This is a genomic window from Sinimarinibacterium thermocellulolyticum (assembly GCF_040327995.1).
Classification (GTDB): Bacteria; Pseudomonadota; Gammaproteobacteria; order Nevskiales; family Nevskiaceae; genus Solimonas; species Solimonas thermocellulolyticum.
On record NZ_JBEPIJ010000003.1, the window covers coordinates 239,487 to 261,642 of the forward strand.

General features: G+C 67.4%; 20 protein-coding genes. 11 read left to right on the forward strand and 9 right to left on the reverse strand.

Annotated features, from left to right (window positions below; translation table 11 throughout):
- Positions 1–23 precede the first annotated feature (23 nt).
- Positions 24–800, reverse strand: a complete 777-nt coding sequence (locus ABSH63_RS04345; protein ID WP_352887772.1) for an NRDE family protein — start codon at positions 798–800, stop codon at positions 24–26.
- A gap of 60 nt (positions 801–860) precedes the next feature.
- On the opposite strand from ABSH63_RS04345, the gene ABSH63_RS04350 reads away from it, so the two are divergent.
- From ABSH63_RS04350 to ppk1, 3 genes are all read left to right on the forward strand, one after another.
- On the forward strand, positions 861–1,694 hold the full coding sequence (locus tag ABSH63_RS04350; RefSeq protein ID WP_352887774.1) for an EcsC family protein: 834 nt from the start codon (positions 861–863) through the stop codon (positions 1,692–1,694).
- Positions 1,695–1,803: 109 nt separating this feature from the next.
- The gene (locus ABSH63_RS04355; protein WP_352887776.1) at positions 1,804–3,132 is read left to right on the forward strand and encodes an NAD(P)/FAD-dependent oxidoreductase; all 1,329 of its coding nucleotides are present in this window, start codon (positions 1,804–1,806) and stop codon (positions 3,130–3,132) included.
- 69 nt (positions 3,133–3,201) lie between these two features.
- Positions 3,202–5,304, forward strand: coding sequence for a polyphosphate kinase 1 (gene ppk1 / locus ABSH63_RS04360; protein ID WP_352887778.1), 2,103 nt, complete (start codon positions 3,202–3,204; stop codon positions 5,302–5,304).
- On the opposite strand, the gene ppx is transcribed toward ppk1, so the two are convergent.
- Positions 5,305–6,825, reverse strand: coding sequence for an exopolyphosphatase (gene ppx, locus ABSH63_RS04365; protein ID WP_352887779.1), 1,521 nt, complete (start codon positions 6,823–6,825; stop codon positions 5,305–5,307). It abuts the gene before it with no gap.
- Between the two features lie 222 nt (positions 6,826–7,047).
- On the opposite strand from ppx, the gene ABSH63_RS04370 reads away from it, so the two are divergent.
- From ABSH63_RS04370 to ABSH63_RS04380, 3 genes are all read left to right on the forward strand, one after another.
- A complete protein-coding gene (locus ABSH63_RS04370; protein WP_352887781.1) occupies positions 7,048–7,371 on the forward strand; it encodes a c-type cytochrome in 324 nt (107 codons plus the stop codon).
- A 19-nt stretch (positions 7,372–7,390) separates the two neighbouring features.
- Positions 7,391–7,738: a c-type cytochrome gene (locus tag ABSH63_RS04375; RefSeq protein ID WP_352887782.1), complete on the forward strand. Its 348-nt coding sequence runs from the start codon at positions 7,391–7,393 to the stop codon at positions 7,736–7,738.
- Between the two features lie 143 nt (positions 7,739–7,881).
- Positions 7,882–8,529, forward strand: coding sequence for an outer membrane beta-barrel protein (locus tag ABSH63_RS04380; RefSeq protein WP_352887784.1), 648 nt, complete (start codon positions 7,882–7,884; stop codon positions 8,527–8,529).
- A gap of 173 nt (positions 8,530–8,702) precedes the next feature.
- Here the strand turns inward: ABSH63_RS04380 and rpoD are convergent, their stop codons facing one another.
- The 4 genes from rpoD to rpsU form a co-directional block, all read right to left on the reverse strand.
- The gene (gene rpoD / locus ABSH63_RS04385; protein ID WP_352887786.1) at positions 8,703–10,607 is read right to left on the reverse strand and encodes an RNA polymerase sigma factor RpoD; all 1,905 of its coding nucleotides are present in this window, start codon (positions 10,605–10,607) and stop codon (positions 8,703–8,705) included.
- 84 nt (positions 10,608–10,691) lie between these two features.
- Positions 10,692–12,434: a DNA primase gene (gene dnaG / locus ABSH63_RS04390; protein WP_352887787.1), complete on the reverse strand. Its 1,743-nt coding sequence runs from the start codon at positions 12,432–12,434 to the stop codon at positions 10,692–10,694.
- A gap of 105 nt (positions 12,435–12,539) precedes the next feature.
- Positions 12,540–12,986, reverse strand: coding sequence for a GatB/YqeY domain-containing protein (locus ABSH63_RS04395; protein ID WP_352887789.1), 447 nt, complete (start codon positions 12,984–12,986; stop codon positions 12,540–12,542).
- A gap of 147 nt (positions 12,987–13,133) precedes the next feature.
- Positions 13,134–13,349 (reverse strand): 30S ribosomal protein S21, encoded by a 216-nt coding sequence (rpsU, locus tag ABSH63_RS04400; protein ID WP_352887791.1) that lies wholly within the window; start codon positions 13,347–13,349, stop codon positions 13,134–13,136.
- Between the two features lie 114 nt (positions 13,350–13,463).
- Here rpsU and tsaD point away from each other — a divergent pair, with 114 nt between their 5' ends.
- A complete protein-coding gene (gene tsaD / locus ABSH63_RS04405) occupies positions 13,464–14,522 on the forward strand; it encodes a tRNA (adenosine(37)-N6)-threonylcarbamoyltransferase complex transferase subunit TsaD (RefSeq protein ID WP_352887792.1) in 1,059 nt (352 codons plus the stop codon).
- A gap of 12 nt (positions 14,523–14,534) precedes the next feature.
- A complete protein-coding gene (folB, locus tag ABSH63_RS04410) occupies positions 14,535–14,906 on the forward strand; it encodes a dihydroneopterin aldolase (RefSeq protein ID WP_352887794.1) in 372 nt (123 codons plus the stop codon).
- A 112-nt stretch (positions 14,907–15,018) separates the two neighbouring features.
- On the opposite strand, the gene gmhB is transcribed toward folB, so the two are convergent.
- A complete protein-coding gene (gene gmhB, locus ABSH63_RS04415; protein WP_352887796.1) occupies positions 15,019–15,582 on the reverse strand; it encodes a D-glycero-beta-D-manno-heptose 1,7-bisphosphate 7-phosphatase in 564 nt (187 codons plus the stop codon).
- Positions 15,583–15,765: 183 nt separating this feature from the next.
- A complete protein-coding gene (gene glyS / locus ABSH63_RS04420) occupies positions 15,766–17,850 on the reverse strand; it encodes a glycine--tRNA ligase subunit beta (protein ID WP_352887798.1) in 2,085 nt (694 codons plus the stop codon).
- A gap of 183 nt (positions 17,851–18,033) precedes the next feature.
- Here glyS and katG point away from each other — a divergent pair, with 183 nt between their 5' ends.
- Positions 18,034–20,235 carry a catalase/peroxidase HPI gene (gene katG, locus ABSH63_RS04425; protein ID WP_352887800.1) on the forward strand — a complete coding sequence of 734 codons (2,202 nt, stop codon included), beginning with the start codon at positions 18,034–18,036 and terminating at the stop codon, positions 20,233–20,235.
- On the opposite strand, the gene ABSH63_RS04430 is transcribed toward katG, so the two are convergent.
- On the reverse strand, positions 20,177–20,803 hold the full coding sequence (locus tag ABSH63_RS04430; RefSeq protein WP_352887802.1) for a primase-helicase zinc-binding domain-containing protein: 627 nt from the start codon (positions 20,801–20,803) through the stop codon (positions 20,177–20,179). The genes katG and ABSH63_RS04430 overlap by 59 nt on opposite strands.
- A 136-nt stretch (positions 20,804–20,939) precedes the next feature.
- On the opposite strand from ABSH63_RS04430, the gene ABSH63_RS04435 reads away from it, so the two are divergent.
- The gene (locus tag ABSH63_RS04435) at positions 20,940–21,257 is read left to right on the forward strand and encodes a type II toxin-antitoxin system PrlF family antitoxin (RefSeq protein WP_352887816.1); all 318 of its coding nucleotides are present in this window, start codon (positions 20,940–20,942) and stop codon (positions 21,255–21,257) included.
- Positions 21,257–21,715 (forward strand): type II toxin-antitoxin system YhaV family toxin, encoded by a 459-nt coding sequence (locus ABSH63_RS04440; RefSeq protein ID WP_352887804.1) that lies wholly within the window; start codon positions 21,257–21,259, stop codon positions 21,713–21,715. Before ABSH63_RS04435 ends, ABSH63_RS04440 begins: the two co-directional genes overlap by 1 nt.
- The last annotated feature ends 441 nt before the right edge of the window (positions 21,716–22,156 follow it).

Sequence of the window (22,156 nt, forward strand, 5' to 3'; positions counted from 1 at the left end):
GTCGGCCAGCGAAAAAACGACCATCAATTCCGCGCCGCGAGTTGTAGCGTTTCGACGGTCTGTCCGCTCGGCACGCCGTTGCGGCCGAAGCGATGCTCGGTGAACAGTGCGCGGCCGTTGCGATCGACCAGCAGCACCGTGCTCGAACGCGTGCCGTAATGCTCGCCGCGGATGAACGCGGGCGCGAGAAAGCGCTCCATCTCGGCGCCGACGCCGGTATCCGGCAGCACCGCATCCTCGGCGACGTGATCGCTCGCCAGCGCCGCGATCAGACTCGCGGTGTCGGTGCGGCCGCGGGCACACCAGTCGCGCAGCGCCTCGCGCAGGGCGATCAGCTTGGGCCAGGGTGTGTTTAGCGCGGCGTTGCTGACCGCATGCACACCGGCGCCGAGCCGTTCGCGGCGGAAGCGCCCGTGATTGCTCAGATACCAGGTGCCGTCGGCGTCGCCGAGCAACAAGTTGAAGCCGGCGTAGCGTGCGGCCTCGGCCTGTAGCGCAGCGCCGTAGTGCCGTGCCGTCTGCGATCCGCGCAGGTACTGCGCGACCAGGCCGCCGCGCGAGGGCGCGTTCGGGTCGGGCGGTATCATGCGCCGGACATTGGTGACGGCGGCCCAGCGGCCGTCGCGCGCCAGCGCCAGCCAACTGCCGTGACTCTTAAGGTCGCGCCCGCCAAAGATCTGCGGCGCGTCGTCCCACCACGTCGCCGGCGCGGTCGGGCGATGGTGGAACTCGTCGCGGTTGGCGGCGAGCACCAAGGCATACTGCGGATGCGCGTCGAGCGCGAAGCCGATCAGGCACATGGCACGCACTGTCGGTTCGGTGCTGCGCGCTGTCAAACAGGGATGTGAGCGAGTGCAGACATGACCCCCTCTGCGACCATCGACGAATACGCCTGGGCGCGACGCGCCGAGATCGAACGCTGGCTCGCGGCGCCGCCGGACTGGGGCACGCGGCTGATGTCGCGGCCGGGCCAGTTCGCGGCGAAGACCGCGCAGCGCCTGGTGCCGGTGGAGGTGTTGCGCGCCAGCCTGCGCGCGCTCGACCGCGCCGCCGGACGCTTCTCCGGGCCGCGCGACATCCTGCAATGGGCCGGCGTCGATCGTCTCGACCAGATCGCCGATCTGGGCCTGCCGCGCTGCGATGCGCTGGCGCTGCGTGTCGAACGGCGCGCGATGATGCTCGGCGGCGGCAGTGGCGCGGCCTTCGGCGTCGGCGGTGCCGCCGGCATGGTCGCCGACGTGCCGGCGCTGCTGACGCTAGCGCTACGCACGATCCACCGCAGCGCCTACTGCTACGGCGAGGACTGGCAGGCCGAGGGCGGTTTGTCGATCGGCGTGTTCGCGCTGGCCTCGGCCAACAGCTTCGACGAGAAGCAGCAGGCCTGGGAGGCACTGCGGCGCGACGTGCCGCTGCTCGATGCCGCCTGGCGCGACGGCGTGGAGCGCGTCGCCGAGCGTGAGCTGGCCAAGGACGCGGCGCAATTCAGCCTCAAGACCCTGGCCGGTCGCATCGGCCTGCATCTGGGCACGCGCAAGGCATCGGGCGTGGCGCCGGTGATCGGCGCGCTGATCGGCGGCGCGGTCAATGCCGGGTACATCCGCGACATCGCCCGCGTCGCCCGCTACGTGCTGCAGGACCGCTGGATACGACGGCGGCTGCCGCAACTCGAAGACGAGGTCGAGCGCACGCGCTGAGTGCGGAAGCGGTCCGGACTAACAGGCCGCTGTGATTGCGCCGCACGACGCCGGAACCTAGCATTTTGTGCGCTGCAGCATCGCAGCGAGGCCACGGGATGCTCCGCATTTGGACGCGCAACACCACGTCGTCATCGTCGGTGGCGGCTTTGCCGGCCTGCACGCGGCCCTCGAGCTCGGCCGCGCCGGTTGCCGCGTGACCCTGCTGGACAAGCGCAACTTCCACCTCTTCCAGCCGCTGCTGTACCAGGTCGCCACCGGCGCGATTCCGCCGGGCGACATCGCCATTCCGCACCGCGTGGTGCTGCGCCGGCGCCGCAACGTCACCTGCCTGACCTCGGCGGTCTTTGAGCTCGACCCGCACGCGCGACGCATCCGTCACGAACACGGCACGCTGGACTACGACACGCTGATCGTCGCCACCGGCGTCAAGCACCACTACTTCGGTCGCGATTCGTGGTCGGCGTTCGCGCCGGGGCTCAAGACTGTCGAGCATGCGTTGGAGATCCGGCGCAAGCTGTTCCAGGCCTTCGAGCGTGCCGAGGCGACCGAGGATGCCGCCGAACGTGCGCGCTTACTGCGCTTCGTCATCGTCGGCGCCGGCCCGACCGGCGTCGAACTCGCCGGCGCGCTCGGCGAGCTGGCGCACAAAACCATGGTGCGCGACTTCCGCCGCATCGATCCGCGCAGCGCGCAGATCCTGCTGGTGGAAGGGGCCGACGAGGTCCTGCCGGTGTACGCACCCAGGCTGCGCGCGGCCGCGCGCCGGCACCTCGAAGAGCTTGGCGTGAGCGTGCGCACCGGTACCAAGGTCGAGGAGATCGGCCCGAACTTCGTGCGCATGCGCCGTGGCAACGCCGAGGCCGAGACCGTCGAGACCGCGACGGTACTTTGGGCCGCCGGGGTCAAGGCCTCGTATTTCGGCGAGATCCTGGCCGAGCGCACCGGCGTGCTGCTCGATCGCGGCGGCCGGGTCAAGGTCGAACCCGACTGCTCGCTGCCGGGGCACCCGGAAATCTTCGTCATCGGCGATCTGGCGCGCCTGGTCGATGCGCGCGGCCGCGAGGTGCCGGGCCTTGCGCCGGCGGCGATCCAGCAGGGCCGCTACGTGGCGGCCGTGATCCGCGCGCGTCTGCGCGGCAAGCCCGCGCCGCCCGCGTTCCGCTATCGCGATCTGGGCTCGATGGCGGTGATCGGCATGAACAAGGCGGTCGGCGATCTGCGCGTGATGCAGGTGACCGGCATCTTCGCGTGGTTCATCTGGGCCTTCGTGCACATCATGTCGCTGATCGACGCCGAGCAGCGCGTGCGTGTCTTCGTGCAGTGGGCGTGGAAGTACTTCACGCGCAAGGAGGGCGACCGCCTGATCACGGGCGCGCCGCCGAAGACGCGCGCACTGCGCCTCGACAGCCAGCGCAGAGCAACGGCCGACTCTTGAGCGCCGTCATCTCTTGTCCACCGGCCTGTCATAGACTCGAAGAATGTTGATGACGACCGGGGGTCGAGCATGACCAAGGAGCCGCCGGAGCTGCCGGATCTCGCCGAGCTGGGCTTTGCGCCCGCCGATCTGTTTCTGAACCGCGAGCTGAGCCTGCTCGAATTCAACCGGCGCGTGCTCGAACAGGCCCTCGACGAGTCGGTGCCGCTGCTCGAACGGCTCAAGTTCCTGTGTATTGCCAGCGCCAATCTCGACGAGTTCTTCGAGATCCGCGTCGCCGGTTTGCAGCAGATGGCCGAGCTCAATCCGCTGCAGCGCGGCGCCGACGGCATGACGCCGGCGGAGACGCTGGCGGCGATTAGCCGGCGCGCGCACGAGCTGGTCGATGCGCAGTACCGGATCTTCAACGAGGTCATCATCCCGGCGCTGGAGCGCGAACGCATCCGCTTTCTGCGCCGCTCGGAATGGACGCCGGAGCAGGACGCCTGGCTGAAGAACTACTTCCACAACGAGCTCATGCCAGTGCTCTCGCCGATCGGGCTCGACCCGGCGCATCCGTTCCCGCGCATCCTCAACAAGTCGCTGAACTTCATCGTTCAGCTTTCGGGCAAGGACGCCTTCGGCCGCAACACCGGTTTTGCGATCGTACAGGCGCCGCGTGCGCTGCCGCGGCTGATCCAGATTCCGTCCGAGGTGCCGGGCACCGGGCCGCACGACTTCGTGTTCCTGTCGAGCGTGATCCACGCCTATGTCGACGACTTGTTCCCGGGCATGGAGGCGACCGGCAGCTATCAGTTCCGCCTGACCCGCAACTCCGATCTTTTGGTCGACGAGGAGGAGGTCAAGGATCTGATGGAGGCGCTCGAAGGCGAGCTGTCGCAGCGACAGTGGGGCGACATCGTGCGCCTGGAGGTCGCGCACAACTGTCCCGAGCACCTGTGGCAGTACCTGATGGACGTGGCCCAGCTGCAGCCGGCCGACGTCTACCAGGTCAACGGCCCGGTGAACCTGCACCGGCTGATGGCGATCCCGGACCTGATCGACCGACCCGAACTCAAGTACCCGCCGCACACACCGCGCATTCCCAAGGCGCTCGCGGGGCCGGACCTGTTCGCCGCGATCCGCGAACGCGATCAACTATTGCATCATCCCTATGAATCCTTCATGCCGGTCGTGGAGTTCCTGCGCGCGGCGGCGCGTGATCCCAAGGTGCTGGCGATCAAGCAGACGCTGTACCGCACCGGCGACAAGTCCGCGGTCGCCGAGGCGCTGATCGAGGCGGCGCGCAACGGCAAGGAGGTCACCGTCGTCGTCGAGCTGCGCGCGCGCTTTGACGAGGAAGCCAACATTGATCTCGCCGAGCAGTTGCAGGAGGTCGGTGCGCACGTGGTCTACGGCGTCGTCGGCTACAAGACACACGCGAAGATGTGCCTGGTCGTGCGCCGCGAGGAGGCGACCACGGTCGGCGGCTCGACGCTGCGCCATTACGCCCATCTGGGTACCGGCAATTACCATCCGCGCACCGCGCGCATCTACACCGACTACGGCCTGTTCACCGCCGATCCGCAGATCTGCAAGGACGTGCATGCGGTGTTCCTGCAGCTCACCAGCCTCGGCAAGGTGACCAAGCTGCATCGCCTGCTGCAGTCGCCATTCACGCTGGCCAAGCAGTTGCAGGCCAAGATCGAGCGCGAGATCGCGCATGCCGTCGCGGGCAAGCCGGCGCGCATCATCGCCAAGATGAACGCGCTGGTGGAACCGGAGACGATACTCGCGCTGTATCGCGCCTCGCGCGCGGGGGTGAAGATCGATCTGATCGTGCGCGGCATGTGCTCGCTGCGGCCCGGCGTGAAGAACCTGTCCGAGAACATCCACGTGCGTTCGATCATCGGCCGCTTTCTCGAACATCACCGCTGTTACTGGTTCGCCAACGCCGGCGACGCCGAGCTGTACCTGTCGAGCGCGGACTGGATGGAGCGCAATCTGTTCCGCCGCGTCGAGGTCGCGTTCCCGGTGCTCGACAAAAAGCTGCGCGAGCGCGTGCTCGAACATCTGCACGCCTATCTCGCCGACACCGCGCAGAGCTGGGTGCTGCAGCCCGACGGCAGCTACCAGCGGCCGTCGGCGGATGGCAGCAAGGGTGTGCAGTTGCGCTTCATGGAAGAAAGCTGATCAGCCGTTGAGTTTGAGCCGCAGTTGGGCAGCGGCCAGCACCTCTGCTTCGCGTTCGAGATCGGCGCGCGTCAGCGGGTGCGACTCCAGCCAGTTTTTCTGCGTGAACGCGAGCTCGTAGCCGCGCCGGTTCGCGGTCACGCGCACCGGCGGCTTGAGGCCCGGCGTGCGCGAACGGTGCAGCAGATAGGCCAGGCGTAGAATCAATGCCATGCGCTTGACCGGCTCCACCCAGATCGTCGGCAGCTCGTCGAGCACCTCCAGCGCGAAGCGGCCGCGATGCAGGCGCACCAAGGCCGCCAGCAGTTTCTGCTCGGTCTGCGAGAACCCGTGCAGGTCGCTGTTGCGCAGGATGTAATGGCTGTGCTTGTGATAGCCGTTGTGAGTGATGGCCAGGCCGACTTCGTGCAGTTGCGCCGCCCACTGCAGGAAGTGGCGCGCGATGCGCACATCGAGGGACCACGCGCGCGCGGTCTGGTCGAGGATCTTCAGCGCCGTGCGTGCCAGATCGCTCGCGTGGCGCACGTCCACGGCGTAGCGCGCCGCCATCGCCTTGACGGCATCGTCGCGCACGTCGTGGTTGGACAGGCGTCCGAGCAGGTCGTAGATCAGCCCTTCGCGCAGCGCGCGCTCCGAGGTTTCCATGGCCTCGATGCCGAGCGTGTCGAAGACGCCGGCGAGCACCGCGAGCCCGCCGACGAACACCGGGCGGCGGTCCTCGCGCAGGTCGGTGAAGTCGATCTGGTCGATGTGCTTGCGTTCGAGCACCAGCTCTATGGTTTTCTCCAAGCCCTCGCGGGTGATGTGCTCACGGCTCCAGCCCCGACCCGTGATCACGCGCCAGATGCCGCGGATGGTGCCGCTCGAGCCGATGGCGACGTCCCAGCCGGCGCGGCGGTACGGGCGTTCCAGGAATTCCAGCTCGACGCGCGCGGCCAGGCGCGCGCGCTTGAAACGCGCCGGCGAAATCTCGCCGTCCTCGAAGAAGCGCATGGTGTGCACGACGCAGCCCAGCGATACCGATTCCATCAGCTCGGGCTGGCTGTGTCGGCCGATGATCAGCTCGGTGCTGCCGCCGCCGATGTCGACGACCAGCCGGCGCGCGTGGTCGGCGCTCATGCCATGGGTCACGCCGCCATAGACCAGGCGCGCCTCCTCGGTGCCGGAAATGATCTCGATCTCGTGCCCGAGCGCGGCCTCGGCGGCGGCGTGGAAGTCGCGACTGTTGCGCAGCTTGCGCATGGTGTTGGTGCCGACCGCGCGCACGCGCTCGGGTGGGATGCCGCGCAGGCGTTGGCCGAAACGCTGCAGGCAGGCCAGCGCGCGCAGCGCCACGTCCGGCTGCAGGCGTTTGTTCGCGTCCAGCCCGGATGCCAGCCGCACCGGCTCGCGCAGGCGGTCGATGACTTGGATGTCGCTGCCGTTGCTGCGCGCGACCATCAGGTGGAAGCTGTTCGAGCCCAGATCGACCGCGGCGATTTCCGGCGTCGCCTCCGCCGCGGGGCGGACGATCGCGCTCATGGCAGTCGCTTGGTTCGCTGGGCGCGCCGCGGCGGCGCGGCGCAAAGAGGCGGCAAGGGCAGTGGCATGAAGGCGCCGTGGACGAAAATGCGCAAAGCGCGAGGTTAACAGCTCGCGCCGAGTCGCTCACCCGCGTTGACCCAGGGGAGCAATTCCCGGAACATATCGCGCCTTTGATCGCCGGTTCGATCGAGGCCATCCGGATTTCCAGGAGTCCCAGACATGAAGTTTGCGCGTTGGGGCGCTCTTGCCCTTGCCGCTGCCCTGGCCGCGCCTGCGGCATTCGCGCAGGGCGATGCCGAAGCCGGCCGCGTCAAGGCCAGCACCTGCATGGGCTGCCACGGCATTCCCAAGTACAACAACGCCTACCCGACCTACCGGGTGCCCAAGCTCGGCGGTCAGCCGTCGGCCTACCTCGAGGCCGCGCTCAAGGCCTACCGCAGCGGTGAGCGTCCGCACCCGACGATGCACGCGCAGGCCGCGAGTTTGTCCGACCAGGACATCGCCGACATCGCGGCGTTCCTGGCGTCGGCCCCTGCCCACTGAGCTTTCCGAGATCTGCTCCATGAAGCGCGTCACCGTCATCGCTCCCATCATCGCCTTGTTCGCCGCGCTGCCGCTGGCGGCCGCGGCCGCGGCTCCGGAAAAGGCTGCCGCATGTGCCGCTTGCCATGGCGAGGGCGGCGCCAAGCCGATCCTGCCCGAGTATCCGGTGCTCGCCGGCCAGTACGCGAGCTATCTCGAACACAGCCTGCGCGAGTACCGCTCCGGCGCACGCAAGAACGCGATCATGGCCGCACAGGCCGCGGCGCTGTCGGACGCCGACATCGAGGCGCTCTCGCGCTACTTCGCCAGCCAGCCGGGTCCGCTGTACACGCCGGGCATCGGCGCAAGCCACGCGCCGGCGCCGTAGCGCCGCCCGTGTCGGGCCAAGGCACGCATCCGCGTGCCTTTGTCATTTGTGGGCGCTGATGAACGCGAAGCGCCGCTATACTGCACGCCATGCCCGAGGGATGCGCTGGGGTCGGGCGCGGATACGAACAACCGGAGGACAACATGGCACGGGTTGGGAGAGCATTCAAAGGAGCGTTGCCGGGCCTTTTGGCCGGTGCATTGCTGACGGCGCCGCTCGCCTCACGGGCGGCCGACATGGCCTATCTCGACGTCTACTACATCGTCGATTCCACGCTGGAGTTCGATCTGGCGGCGGCGCCGTCGACGGTCGAGTCCGACGACGGCGATGGCGCCGGCGTCAAACTCGCCGCAATGCTCGGCGAGAGCGTGTTCCTCGCGGCGGAGTACCAGTCCAGCGACAACGACTTCGCCAACGCCAGCGCGACCAACGAGACCTCGCGCATCGGCCTGGGTTACAAGACGCCGTGGCCGGTCTACGTGCTCGCCGAGTACGTCAACAACTCGCTCGAGGTCGATCCGTCCGTGGCCAATGGCGTTTCCGGCGACGAAGACGGCTGGGCGGTGCATCTGGGGATCAAGGCGGACCTCGTCAAGTTCGTGACCCTGGATGCGCGCGTCGGTTACCTCGATGTCGGCGAGAGCGACGGCATCGAGTACATCGCCGGCCTGGGCTTCAACCTCGACCGCAACTTCGGCATCTTCGCCGACTACCGGGTCAGCGAGCTCGACAACGATCGTCGTGAGGCCAGTGTCGAGGAAGTCCGCGCGGGCCTGCGGTTCCGCTTCTGATTCAGCGCGACGATGCAGCGAAAGACCCCGCCGCATGGCGGGGTTTTTCGTGAAGGCGGATAAACTCAACCCCACACCGGAGCGGTCGCGCGCCGCGATGCGCGCCCGATCGGGCCCTGCCGGGGCTCAGCGCCCGTTTGCGAATGCCGCCGGGATTCGTGAGCCCCGTGTCCTCACTCCTCGAGGAAGCTGCGCAGGTAGTTGGCGCGGCTCGGATGGCGCAGCTTGCGCAGCGCCTTGGCTTCGATCTGGCGGATGCGCTCGCGGGTCACGTCGAACTGCTTGCCAACCTCCTCGAGCGTGTGATCGGTGGTCATGTCGATGCCGAAGCGCATGCGCAGCACCTTGGCTTCGCGCGGGGTCAGGCTGGCGAGGATCTGGTGCGTGGCCTCGGCGAGCGAGCGCGAGGTCGCCTCCTCCAGCGGTGACACGGCCGAGGTGTCCTCGATGAAGTCGCCGAGGTGCGAATCCTCGTCGTCGCCGATCGGCGTTTCCATAGAGATCGGTTCCTTGGCGATCTTGAGCACCTTGCGGATTTTGTCCTCGGGCATCTCCATGCGCTTCGCCAGTTCCTCGGGCGTCGGCTCGCGGCCCATCTCTTGCAGCATTTGCCGTGAGATGCGGTTGAGCTTGTTGATCGTCTCGATCATGTGCACCGGGATGCGGATGGTGCGCGCCTGATCGGCGATCGAACGCGTGATCGCCTGACGGATCCACCAAGTGGCGTACGTCGAGAACTTGAAGCCACGACGGAACTCGAACTTGTCGACCGCCTTCATCAGGCCGATGTTGCCTTCCTGGATCAGGTCGAGGAACTGCAGCCCGCGGTTGGTGTACTTCTTGGCGATGGAGATCACGAGGCGCAGGTTGGCCTCGACCATCTCCTTCTTCGCGCGGCGCGCCTTGGCCTCACCGACGTTGACGCGGCGATAGATGTCCTTGATCTCGTCGAGCGAGAGCAGGTTGTCGCCCTCCATCTTCTTGAGGGTTTCCTGCAGCGCGAAGATCTCCTGCTTGCGGTTGTTGAGCTCGGCGGAGTACTTGCGCTTGGCGCGGATCGCCTTGTTGATCCAGTCCGGGCTGGTCGCGGCACCCGGCTCGCGGTAGAGCTTGAGGAACTCCTCGCGGCTCATGCCGGCGTCGACCACACAGATGCGCATGATCTGTCGCTCGGTGCGGCGGATCAGATCGATTTTGTCGCGCAGGTTGCGGGTGACCTCGTCGACGATCTTCGGCGACAGCTTGAAGGTCATGATGTGGCGCGCCACGGCCTCGCGCTTCTCCTGCGTTTTCTTGTCTTGACTGCCGCGCTTGACCAGGGCGTCCCAAGCCTGATCGTAGAGCTTTTGCAGCTCGGCGAAGGCTTCGGCGGTGACGACCGGGTCGGGGCCGGTGTCGGCCGCCTCGTCCTCGTCGGCGTCGCCGTTCTCGCCGTCCTCGTCCTCGTCTTCCTCTTCGTCGGGCTCTTCGCTCGGCGGCGGGGCGGGCGGCGGAATCTCGTCCGGTGCATTGGGATCGAAGAATCCGGTGACGATGTCGCTGAGCCGCTTGTTGCCCCGCTTGTGGCTCTCGTAGGCTTCCAGCAGGATCGCCACCGTCTCGGGGTATTGCGCCATCGCGAACATGGCCTCGTTGAGGCCTTCTTCGATGCGCTTGGCGATGCGGATTTCACCCTCGCGGTCGAGCAGCTCTACGCTGCCCATCTCGCGCATGTACATGCGCACCGGATCGGTGGTGCGCCCGAACTGGTCGTCGAGCGCGGCGATGGCCGCGGCGGCTTCCTCGGCGGCCTCTTCTTCTTCCTCGTTGGTCGCGACGACCGCGGGTTCGGAGAACAGCTGTTGATCCTCTTCCGGGGCTTCCTCGTGAACCGGGATGCCCATCGCCTGGATCATGCTGATGATGTCCTCGATCTGCTCGGTATCGACGATTTCGGGCAGATGGTCGGCGACCTCGGCATAGGTCAGGTAGCCTTTCTCCTTGCCGAGCGCGATCAGCAGCTTGATCTGGGACTGCTTCTGCGCCTGCTTTTCGCTCAGATGCGCCTTCTCGGTCTTGTCACTGTTCGTGTTGGCCATGCAAATCTCGTGTCGTCGCCGAATCGGTCTGGCGGTCCAAAGAACCCGTTATCATACCATCGATCGCCGATCGCGGGCCGCCGGTCAGGGGCCAGGTTCGCCCGAGCGTCCGGCGAGCCGGCGCGTGATCACCTCGATCTCGCGCGTTTCCGGCCCGCTCAGGCTGCGCACGCGCGCCTGTTCCAGTAGCGTCTGGACACGGGCGCGCAGCGCCTTGTCGCGCAGGCGGGCCAGGCCGTCGACGAATTCGGCCTCGATCGCGGCATCGTCGAGTGCGACGTCGCGCTGCGCCAGCAGCCGTGCGATCGCGTGGCCGCGTGGCTCGTCCTTCCATGCCTCGATCAGATGGCCGGCATGGGCGTCGGCACGTGCGAGAAAGAAGTCCGCGGCCGCGATCAGGACGTCGACACCGGGCACGCCGGCCTTAAGCAGCAGCGGGACGTTGTCGATGCGCTCGGCCAGCCGCGGGCGCTCCAACAGCAACTGCAGCAGCCGCCGTACCGGCCGCGCCACGGGCGGCGGCGCCGGGTCGCCGCGCTGCACGACAGGGGTGCTGGCCGGTTTGCGCATCCCCGCTTCGACGTCATCGCGGCCCACGCGCGCGAGCCGCGCCAGTTCTTCGAGCATGAGCGTGCGCAGCGCACCCTCGCGCAGCTTGTCGAGGTGGGGGCGCGCCAGCGCGATCAACCGTGCGCGGCCTTCGACCGTACCGAGATCGACCTGCTTGGCCAGCTCGTCGAGCAAAAAGCGTGACAAGGGTTGCGCCTGGGCGATGCGCGCACGGAACGCCGCAGCGCCTTCGGCCTGCACCAGTGTGTCCGGATCATGGCCCTCGGGCAGGAACATGAACGCACATTCGCGCCCCTCTACGCTCTCCGGCAGCGCCTGTTCGAGCGCGCGCCACGCCGCCGCGCGGCCGGCGCGATCGCCGTCGAAGCAGAACACCACTTTGCTGGTCGACTTGAACAGCAGTTGCAGGTGTTCGCGCGTCGTCGCGGTGCCCAGGGTCGCGACCGCTCCGTGTATACCGTGCTGCGCGAGCATCACCACGTCCATATAGCCTTCGACCACCAGGAGCTGCGCGAGTGCGGTGGTGCGTGCCTGCTTCGCCTCGTATAGCCCGTAGAGGTGGCGACCCTTGTGGAACAGCGGGGTTTCCGGCGAGTTCAGGTACTTGGCCGGGTCATTGCCGAGGGTGCGGCCGCCAAAGCCGACGACGCGCCCGCGGGGGTCGCGGATCGGGAACATGATGCGGTTGCGAAAGCGGTCGTAACAGCCGCCGCCGTCTCGCTCGATCAGCAGACCGGCGGTGATCGCGTGGCGCGTGTCCTTGAGAAAGCGCGTCAGCGCGTCCCAGCGATCGGGGGCGAAGCCGATCCCGAACCGCTTGGCGGTTTCGCCGGACACGCCACGCTTTTTCAAGTACTCGATCGCCTCCGGGCTCTCGCGCAGGCGTTCGCGGTAGAAGCGCTGCGCGGCCGCGAGCGCATCGAGCGGGCCGTCCATGACCACGCGCGTGTCCCGCCCGCCTTCGCGGGGGACTTCCATGCCGGCGCGCTGCGCCAGCGCCTCGACCGCCTCGACGAAACTCAGGCGGTCGTACTCCATCAGAAAGCCGATGGCGTTGCCGTTCTTGCCCGAGCTGAAGTCGAAGAACATCTGCTTGTTCGGATTCACGTAGAACGAGGGGGTCTTCTCGTTCGTGAAGGGCGACAGCCCGCGCAGCTCGCGTCCGGCGCGCTTGAGTTCGATGCGCGCGCCGATCAGCTCGACGATGTCGGTGCGCGCCAGCAGCTCGTGGATGAAGGCGTCGGGAATGCGGGACATTTGTCGTCCTGACAAGCCGCCGCCGTTCGGCGTGAAGACAGTTCACCGGACTGTCTTCCGATCCGCCTCACTGGCGGCGACTTTCAAAACAAGCGGAGCCCCAATCTACCCGAGTTTCGCCTTGATCAGGCCCGACAGCTTGCCCATGTCGGTGCGCCCCTGAGCCCGGGGCTTGATCCAGGCCATGACCTTGCCGATGTCCTTGCCGCCGGCGGCGCCGGTTTCGGTGATCGCCTGTTCGATCAGCGCGGCGACTTCGGCCTCGCCGAGCTGCTGCGGCAGGTAGTCGAGCAGCACGGCGATCTCCGCGGCCTCCTTGTCGGCGAGATCGGTGCGGCCGGCATTCTGGAACTGCGCCTGTGCGTCGCGGCGCTGCTTGATCATCTTTTCGACCACCGCGTGGATCACCGCCTCGGTCAGCTCGACGGCGTCGACCACCTCACGCTGCTTGAGCTCCGCCTGTAGCATGCGCAGGACCGACAAGCGTGGCTTGTCGCCGGCGCGCATCGCGGTCTTCACGTCCTCGTTAATGCGGGTCTTGAGCTCGCTCATCACTCGATCTCCAGAAACACAAAACGCGGCCATGCCGCCGCGTGATGCGCTTACTTGAACAGTCGCCGCCGGCGAGGGAAAGCGGTCCGGGTAACCGTTGCCCCGCCGAGCCGCCGGGCTCGTCAGGACGCCAAACGCGCGTTGGCCTCAGAAGAGGCGGATCCGCCGGTTCGACTCACGCTGGACTTTCTTGGCCTGGCGCTTGATGGCGGCCGCACGCTTGCGCTTGCGCTCCTGGCTCGGTTTCTCGTAGTACTCGTGCTTACGTAGATCGGTCAGGACACCGGCTTTTTCGCAGGTGCGCTTGAACCGGCGCAAAGCCACTTCGAAAGGCTCGTTCTCACGAACGCGGACGGAAGGCATGAACGACTCACTCGCTTGGTGCGGACTCGGGGACAGGCCCACGAAAGGGGCGCGATTCTAGCCGCATGGGCGGCGCCGCGCAATCCGCCCGGCGCGGATGGCTACAATGGCCCCATGAACCCCTCCGCGTGCGCGGCCGGTCTGCGGCCCGGGCCGATACTCGGCATCGAGACCTCCTGCGACGAAACCGCCGCCGCGATTTACTGCGGCGAGCGCGGTTTGCTCGCGCATTGCCTGTACAGTCAGGTGAAGCTGCACGCCCAGTACGGCGGCGTGGTGCCCGAGCTCGCCTCGCGCGATCACGTGCGCCGCATCAACGGCCTGATCCGCGCCGCGCTCGCCGACGCCGGCGTGCAGGCGGGCGAGCTGGGCGGCATCGCCTACACCGCCGGTCCCGGCCTGATCGGCGCGCTGATGGTCGGTGCCGCGGTTGCATCCGGCATGGCGAGCGCGCTGGGCGTGCCGCTGATCCCGGTGCACCACATGGAGGCGCATCTGCTCGCGCCCATGCTCGAAGACCCGGCGCCGGCGTTTCCGTTTCTCGCGCTTTTGGTTTCGGGCGGGCACACGATGCTGGTCGCGGTGCGCGGCCATGGTGTCTACGAGCTGCTCGGTGAGAGCCTCGACGACGCCGTCGGCGAGGCCTTCGACAAGACTGCCAAGCTGCTCGGCCTGCCGTATCCGGGCGGGCCGCATCTGGCTCGACTCGCCGAGCAGGGGCGCGCCGGCCGCTTCCACTTTCCGCGGCCGATGACCGACCGGCCGGGCCTCGAGTTCAGCTTCAGCGGACTCAAGACCGCCGTGCTCACCGCCTTGCCGGCGGATGCCGATGCGCAAACGCGCGCCGATCTGGCGCTCGCGTTCGAAGAGGCGGTGACCGACACGCTGGCGATCAAGGTCGAGCGCGCGCTGCAGGCGGCGCAGCTGGAGCGCGTGATCGTCGCCGGCGGCGTCGGCGCCAATCGCCGCTTGCGCGAGAAGCTGGCCGAACGCGCGCGGCGGGGCGGGTTTGCGCTGTACTTCCCGCGGCTCGCGTTTTGTACCGACAATGCCGCGATGGTCGCGTACACCGGCTGGGTGCGGCGCCGCGACGGGCAGATGCCCGGTGGCGCGCTGTTCACGACCCCGCGCTGGCCGCTCGACAGCCTCACGCCGCCACGCAGCGCGGCTTGATCCGGACCTTGCATGGACACGATCTTCATCCGCGGGCTGCGCGTCGATGCCATCATCGGCGTGCACGCCTGGGAGCGTCGTCTCGAACGAGCGCTGGTGTTCGATCTGGAGCTGGGAACCGACATTCGCGACGCCGCGTCCAGCGATCAGATCCGCGATGCCATCGACTACGCCGCCGTGGTCGAGACGGTGACACGGCTGGCGCAGACCCTGCAGCCGGCCCTGCTGGAGACCCTCGCCGAAGGCATCGCGCGCCGGCTCTTCGAGGATTTTCCGATCCGGCGCCTGCGTCTGGTGATCGATAAGCCCGGTGCGGTGCCGGACGTGAAACAGATCGGCGTTGCGATCGAACGCCTGCGTGAGGACTATGCCGCCTGCGGGTGAGGCGGGGCTGTGCGGTTCGTCCAGTGGCCGAACCGGCCGCCGGGCCGGGCTGGACCGAGGGCGCGTGTCTGCGCCATGGGGGTCTTGGCGCGCGATCGCTCAAGGCGCGTGCTCAGTTGATCTGCGGGAGCGCCTGCTGCGCGGCGATCAGCGCGCGGGTGTACGCGGCCAGATCGTCGTAGACCGCGACGCCGCGCAGCTCCGCGCGGTGTTCGGCCTCGGTGCGCAGTCCATTGCCGGTGCGCACGAGGATAGGCCGCGCCTTGGCCGCGCGTGCCGCCTCGATATCGCGCCAGGAATCGCCCACCACCGGGATCAGCTCGGGGCTTAGATTCAGGCGCCGTGCCAGATCCAGGATCATGCCCGGCGCCGGTTTGCGCATCGGCGTCGCCCGATCCGGATGCTCCGGGGCGAAAGCGATGGCGTCGATGCGTCCGCCCAGTTCCGCGAGCCGTTGCTGCAGTGTGTCGTTGACGGCGCAGAAGGCGTCGTAGTCGAACAGGCCGCGGCCGAGGCCGGACTGGTTACTGGCGACGAACACGCGAAAGCCTGCCTGACACAGCCGCGCGATCGCCTCCAGGCTGCCGGGAATGGGGCGCCATTCGGCGACCGACTTGATGTAGTCCGGCGAGTCTTCGTTGATGACGCCATCGCGGTCGAGTATGACGATCTTCACGCACGCACTCCGTCAGCCGTGCTTGGCACGGCCCCCAGCCCGGCCAGTTTGCTTGACTCGGCATGACTTTGCGTCATGCCTCGCCCCGAGCAAACACGGGCCGGGCGTGCGCCGGCGCGAAGCCGCGCTTCGCGAAGGCCGCCGGCTCGCCCACCGCGGCCGGGCGATGCGATGCGCATGGTGTCACGCCGCAGCGTCCGTTCGCCCTGGCAGGCAGGCCAGATCGGCGACCGAGCGGCACAGACGGTCGAGCTGGGCGAGCAGCGCGAGGCGGTTGGCGCGCAGGGCGGCATCATCGACGTTGACCATGACCTCGTCGAAGAAGGCATCGACCGGCGCGCGCAGCGCGGCGAGGTTCACCAGGCGCGTGCGATAGTCGCCGATGCGCGCGTTCTCGGCCTCGAGCGCGTTCATGCGCTCGAACAGGACGCGCTCGGCGTCGAGCGCAAGGCGCGCCGGATCCACCGCGCCGGCGACGGTGCCGGCCTGCCGGAGGATGTTGCGCACGCGCTTGTTGGCGGCGGCGAGGTCCGGCGCCGCCGTTTCGGCGACAAAGGCGTGCACGGCCAAAAGGCGGCGCAGGAAATCGAGCGGCTGCGTGACGTCCATCGCCCGCACGGCCTCGAAAGTCTCCGCGGTGATGTCACGGCCGTCCACGTTGCGGCCGACGAGATGGGCGCGCAGGCGTTCGAAGATGAAATCCTCGAGCTCGCGCAGCACCGCATCGCTGCGCGCGGACGCCGGCTGCAGCGCCAGCGCCGCGGACAGCAACGTGCGCAGGTCCAGCGGCAGCTCGGCCTCCAGGCAGATGCGCAGCACGCCGAGCGCGGCGCGGCGCAGGGCGTACGGATCCTTGCTCGCGCTGGGCTTCTGGCCGATGGCGAAGATGCCGGCCAGGGTGTCCAGCTTGTCGGCGAGCGCGAGGATCTGGCCGATGCGTGTGGACGGGATCGGCGTCCCCTGCTGCGTCGGCAGGTAGTGCTCGCGAATCGCCTGCGACACTTCGGCGCCCTCGCCCGATTTCGCGGCGTAGTAGCCGCCCATCAGGCCCTGCAGCTCGGGGAACTCGTAGACCATCTTGGTGACGAGATCGGCCTTGCACAGCGTGGCGGCATGCGCGACCGCGGCCTTGTCCACCCCCAGCGCCGCGGCGATGGACGCCGCGAGGTCGCGCAGGCGCCGGGCTTTGTCGCCGATGCTGCCGAGATCCTTGTGGAAGGTCACGCGATCGAGCCCTGGCAGGTAGGCCGCCAGCGGCTGCTTGAGATCCTGCTGCCAGAAGAACAGCGCGTCGGAGAGGCGCGGGCGCACCACGCGCTCGTTGCCGGCGATCACCTGAGCGACATCGCGCGACTCGATGTTGCACACGGTGATGAACGCGTTGGTCAGCACCGTCTGCTCCACGTCGTGGAACACGGTGAAATAGCGCTGGTTGGTTTCGACGGTGGCGACGATCACCTCCGGCGGCAGTTCGAGGAAGTGCGGCTCGAAGTGACCGGTGATGGCGACCGGCCACTCGACCAGTGCCGTGACCTCGTCGAGCAGCGCCTCGCAGATGCGGGCGTGGCCCCCCAGCGCGGCGGCCTGCGCTTGCACCTGACGGCGGATCTCGGCGCGGCGCGAGTCGATGTCGGCCCAGACCTTGGCGGCCGTGAGCGCGGCCGGGTAGTCCGCTGGCGCGCGCAGGGGGATGGCCGCCGGCGCATGGAAGCGGTGGCCGTAGGTGACGTTGCTCGCGCTCAGACCGAAGCGCGCCAGCGGAACGACCTCACCACCCAGCAGGCACACCAGCCACTGCACCGGCCGCACGAAGGTTCCCTCGCCGCTGCCCCAGCGCATGCGCTTGGGTACGAGGGCATCCATCGCCTTGAGCGTGTCCTCGAAGATCTCGGGCAAGAGCTCGGCCGTTGCGCGGCCCGGCGTCTTCTTCGCGAAATACAGCTTGCCGTCTTTTTGTCCCAGCGCCGAAACCTGCACGCCGCAGGACTTGGCGAAGCCGAGCGCCGCCGGCGTCGGCTGGCCGTCCCTGAATGCGGCAGTCAGCGCGGGGCCCAGGCGTTCGACGGTCTGCTCGTTCTGGCGCTCGGCGACCGCGTCGATGAGCGTCGCGATGCGCCGCGGCGTCGCAAAGATCCGCACGCCGGCGTGGGCGATCCCCCGCGTCGTGAGCCCCTTGCACAGTCCGTCGCGCAAGGCCTCGGCGAGCGGCTGGACGTAGCGGGCGGGCAGGTCTTCGGTGCCGATTTCGAGCAGCAGATCGCAAGACATGGACGACGACGGGCCGATCACGAAAGGGCGCGTAGTCTCCGGGATCGACGCATGTTTCGCCAACCGCCGGCGGTAAACTGCAAGGAAAAATCTATCGAAGTGTAATATACAATCAATTTTACAAATAGAGGCCGCGGGTTTACGGTGCGCCAAAGTCTCCACCCAGCGTAAAAGGCCAGCCCCGTGTCCAATCAACCTGCTCAGTGCCCCTTCCATCCCACCGCCGCCGATGGCACCGCCAACCGCGACTGGTGGCCCCGTCAGCTACGCGTCGACCTGCTGCGCCAGCATTCGTCGAAGTCCGACCCCATGGGCGCGGACTTCGACTACGCGGAGGCGTTCAGCCGCCTCGACTACGCCGCGCTCAAGAAAGACCTGCATGCGCTGATGACCGATTCGCAGGACTGGTGGCCTGCGGACTTCGGCCACTACGGCCCCTTGTTCGTGCGCATGGCCTGGCACAGTGCCGGCACCTATCGCGTCGGTGACGGCCGCGGCGGCGCCGGCCGCGGCCAGCAGCGCTTCGCCCCGCTCAACAGCTGGCCGGACAATGCCAATCTCGACAAGGCGCGCCGTCTGCTGTGGCCGATCAAGCAGAAGTACGGCCGCCAGATTTCCTGGGCCGATCTGATGATTCTCGCCGGCAACGTCGCGCTCGAATCCATGGGCTTCAAGACCCTGGGTTTCGGCGGCGGTCGGGCCGACACTTGGGAGCCGGATCAGGATGTCTACTGGGGCCGCGAGACCAACTGGCTCGATGATCGGCGCCACCACGGCGAACGCGAGCTGGAGAACCCGCTCGCCGCGGTGCAGATGGGCCTGATCTACGTCAATCCCGAAGGGCCGAACGGCAATCCCGACCCGGTTGCCGCTGCACGCGACATCCGCGAAACCTTCCGCCGCATGGCGATGGACGACGAGGAGACCGTCGCGCTGATCGCCGGCGGTCACACGTTTGGCAAGGCGCACGGCGCCGGCGACGCTGCGCTGGTCGGTCCGGCGCCGGAGGCCGCCGAGCTCGAAGCGCAGGGCTTGGGCTGGATCAGCCGGCACGGCAGCGGCAAGGGCGCCGACACCATCACCGGCGGGCCCGAGGTCACCTGGACGACCACTCCATCGAAGTGGGGTCACGACTTCTTCAAGCACCTGTTCGCCTACGAGTGGGAGCTGACCAAGAGCCCCGCCGGCGCGTATCAATGGGTGGCGAAGGACGCCGACGCGATCATTCCCGATGCGCACGACCCGTCGAAAACGCACAAGCCGACGATGCTGACGACGGACTTGTCGCTGCGCTTCGACCCGGCCTACGAGAAGATCTCGCGGCGTTTCCTAGAACACCCCGAACAGTTCGCCGAGGCTTTCGCGCGCGCCTGGTTCAAGCTGACCCATCGCGACATGGGGCCGAAGGCGCGCTACCTGGGGCCGGAGGTGCCGGCCGAGGATTTCATCTGGCAGGACCCGGTGCCTTCGGTCGATCACCCGCTGGTCGACGAAGGGGACATCGTCGCGCTCAAGCAGAAGATCCAGGCCTCGGGCCTTTCCGTGTCCGAGCTGGTGGCGACCGCCTGGGCGTCCGCGTCCACGTTCCGCGGCTCGGACAAGCGCGGCGGCGCCAATGGCGCGCGGATCCGGCTCGCGCCGCAGAAGGACTGGGCGGTCAACCAGCCGGCGCAGCTCGCCAAGGTGCTCGAGGCGCTCGAACAGGTCCAGCAGGCGTTCAATGCCGCGCAGTCCGGCGGCAAGAAGGTCTCGCTCGCCGACCTGATCGTGCTCGCCGGCGGCGTCGGCATCGAGCAGGCGGCGAAGAAGGCCGGACATGACCTGACCGTCCCGTTCACGCCGGGCCGCACCGACGCGACCGCCGAGCAGACGGACGCCGCGTCATTCGCGCCGCTGGAGCCGGTTGCCGACGGCTTCCGCAACTATCTGAAGGCCAAGTATGAAGTGCCGGCCGAGGCACTGCTGATCGACAAGGCGCAGTTGCTGACGCTGACCGCACCCGAGATGACGGTGCTGGTCGGTGGCTTGCGTGTGCTCGGTATCAACGCCGACGGCAGCAAGCATGGCGTGCTGACGCAGCGAGTCGGTGCCCTGACCAACGACTTCTTCGTCAACCTGCTCGACATGCGCACCCAGTGGCGACCATCCGCGGTTGACGGCGTCTACGAGGGGCGCGACCGGCGCAGCGGTGCACTCTGCTGGACCGCCACACGCGTCGATCTGGTGTTCGGCGCGAACGCGGAGCTGCGCGCTCTCGCCGAGGTCTACGCCAGCGCCGACGCGCACGAAAAGTTCGTCGACGACTTCGCCGCCGCCTGGGTCAAGGTCATGAACCTCGACCGTTACGATCTCGCGCGCAAGCGATCCGCGGCACGATCGGGCTGAGCCTCGATGCGCGGTCGGCCGCTCGCGCTCCCACAGTCGCGGGGTGCGAGCGGATCAGGCCAACCGCCGACTCGAAAGTGCGAAAGATTCCTGACACTACCGACCTGGCCGATTGGTCGGAGACGCAAAGTGTCGAGCTTGAATTCATCCGCCCAGGCAGCTTGCGAAGGCAATGGGCCGCAACGGTCACACCGTCGCCGCGCATGACCCACTCGCGTAGGCGGCGCGCGATCTGTGGGGAAGGATGCGGCGGGATGTCGGCACGAGCGGCGGCGAAAGCCTCTATCCATCCGGAAAGGGTGATGAAGGCGGCGCGCAGCTCGGCGGCGCGCCTGGTGCCGACGAGCCAACCCAACAGCAGGTCGATGCCGTTGCCGGACCGGAGGTTGTCGCAGGAATTGCAGATGCCGCCCCCGGTCCGCGCCATATTGGCGTAGAACCGAAACGCGGCGCCAGATTTGCCGCCGTGCGAGGGGCAGTGTTGCGGCTGGTCGGGGACGGGCCTGACGTCGAAGCCGTGATGCTCGGCCAACCACTTCGGCGAGGAATAGCGCGCTACGAACCTCACGCTCGGCCTCGCGCCCTCTCGAGGGGCGTCACGTCATTTCTGACATCCTCGGAACCAGGAGGACGTCATGAGACGCCAGATTGAAGATGTAAGGATTTTTCCTTACGATGCGGGCATCGCTCTCAGGAGACCCGCCATGCATGCCATTCATGAAGTCGCCACGCTGACCTCTAAGGGCCAGATCACGCTGCCCAAGTCCATCCGGCAAGCGCTGGGAGTCGATACCGGCGGCAAGGTTGCGTTCGAACTGCGTGGTGGCGAAGTCGTCGTCACCCGTGCCGATGCCGAACACGAAGACCCCGCCATCGGTGCATTCCTGAACCTACTTGCCCGTGACATCGAAGCCGGCCGGAACATTCGTGGCCTGCCCGATGATCTGGCTCGCTCGATGCTGGAGCATGCGGGTCACAAGGTGACCCTGGGCAACGATTTCGATGAGGACGTGGAAATCTGATGCAACGGCAGGGTTGGACACTGCTGTTCCACGACAACCTGATCGAGCAAATGATGAAGCTGCGCGCGGCCGTGCTGCGCGCGCAGGAGCACGACCCGGTGGGATTCGGGTCCAACGCCAACGTCAAGTTCTTCCGGGCCTTGATCCAGTTGATACTAGACGTGTTACCGGGCGATCCGGCGCGTGACGAGTATCGTCTGGGCAACACCATGGGGCCGGCTTATAGCCACTGGCGGCGGGCCAAACTCGGAAGACGGTATCGGCTATTCTTCCGGTATGACTCGAAGGCGAAGGTCATCGTTTACGCCTGGGTCAACGACGAGCAGACCCTGCGGTCATCGGGCAGCAAATCAGACCCGTATGCCGTGTTCGAGAAAATGCTCGGACGCGGGAATCCGCCAGACGAATGGAACGCATTGGTGCGGGCAAGCAAGAAGGATTGGAGCAATCCGGAATAGGCGCCCGCGGTGTTTTCCCTTCCGACATCTTTCAACACGACCCCCGCATCCCAGTCGAAGCGGTTTTCGAAGGGGTTCCACTTATGTTGGGCCTGGAATCTCACCTTGCGTCCGTCGTCACAGGTGCGCCAGCAATCGGAATTGATGCAGCGCGTGTTGCACGACACCCGACCGGGCCCTTGGCCGGGCGAGCCGGAAAGGGGTCGCTCGCGACGGCAGCCTGTGGCGCCGGAGGCGTTTCCTTCTTCGACGAGGCGAGCGAGGGTTTGTGCCGGGCCAGGTAGGCATCGAGCGCCGTGCCGAAGTTGCCGGGCCTGGCTAGCAGCTTGCTGAAAAACTCGGCATGAATTCTGCGGTCTATACGCGCGACATTCCAAACAGGGGTCTGGGATGCGGGGAATAGAAATCCAGCAGGGTGCGATGTTCAGCTACGTTTCTCTG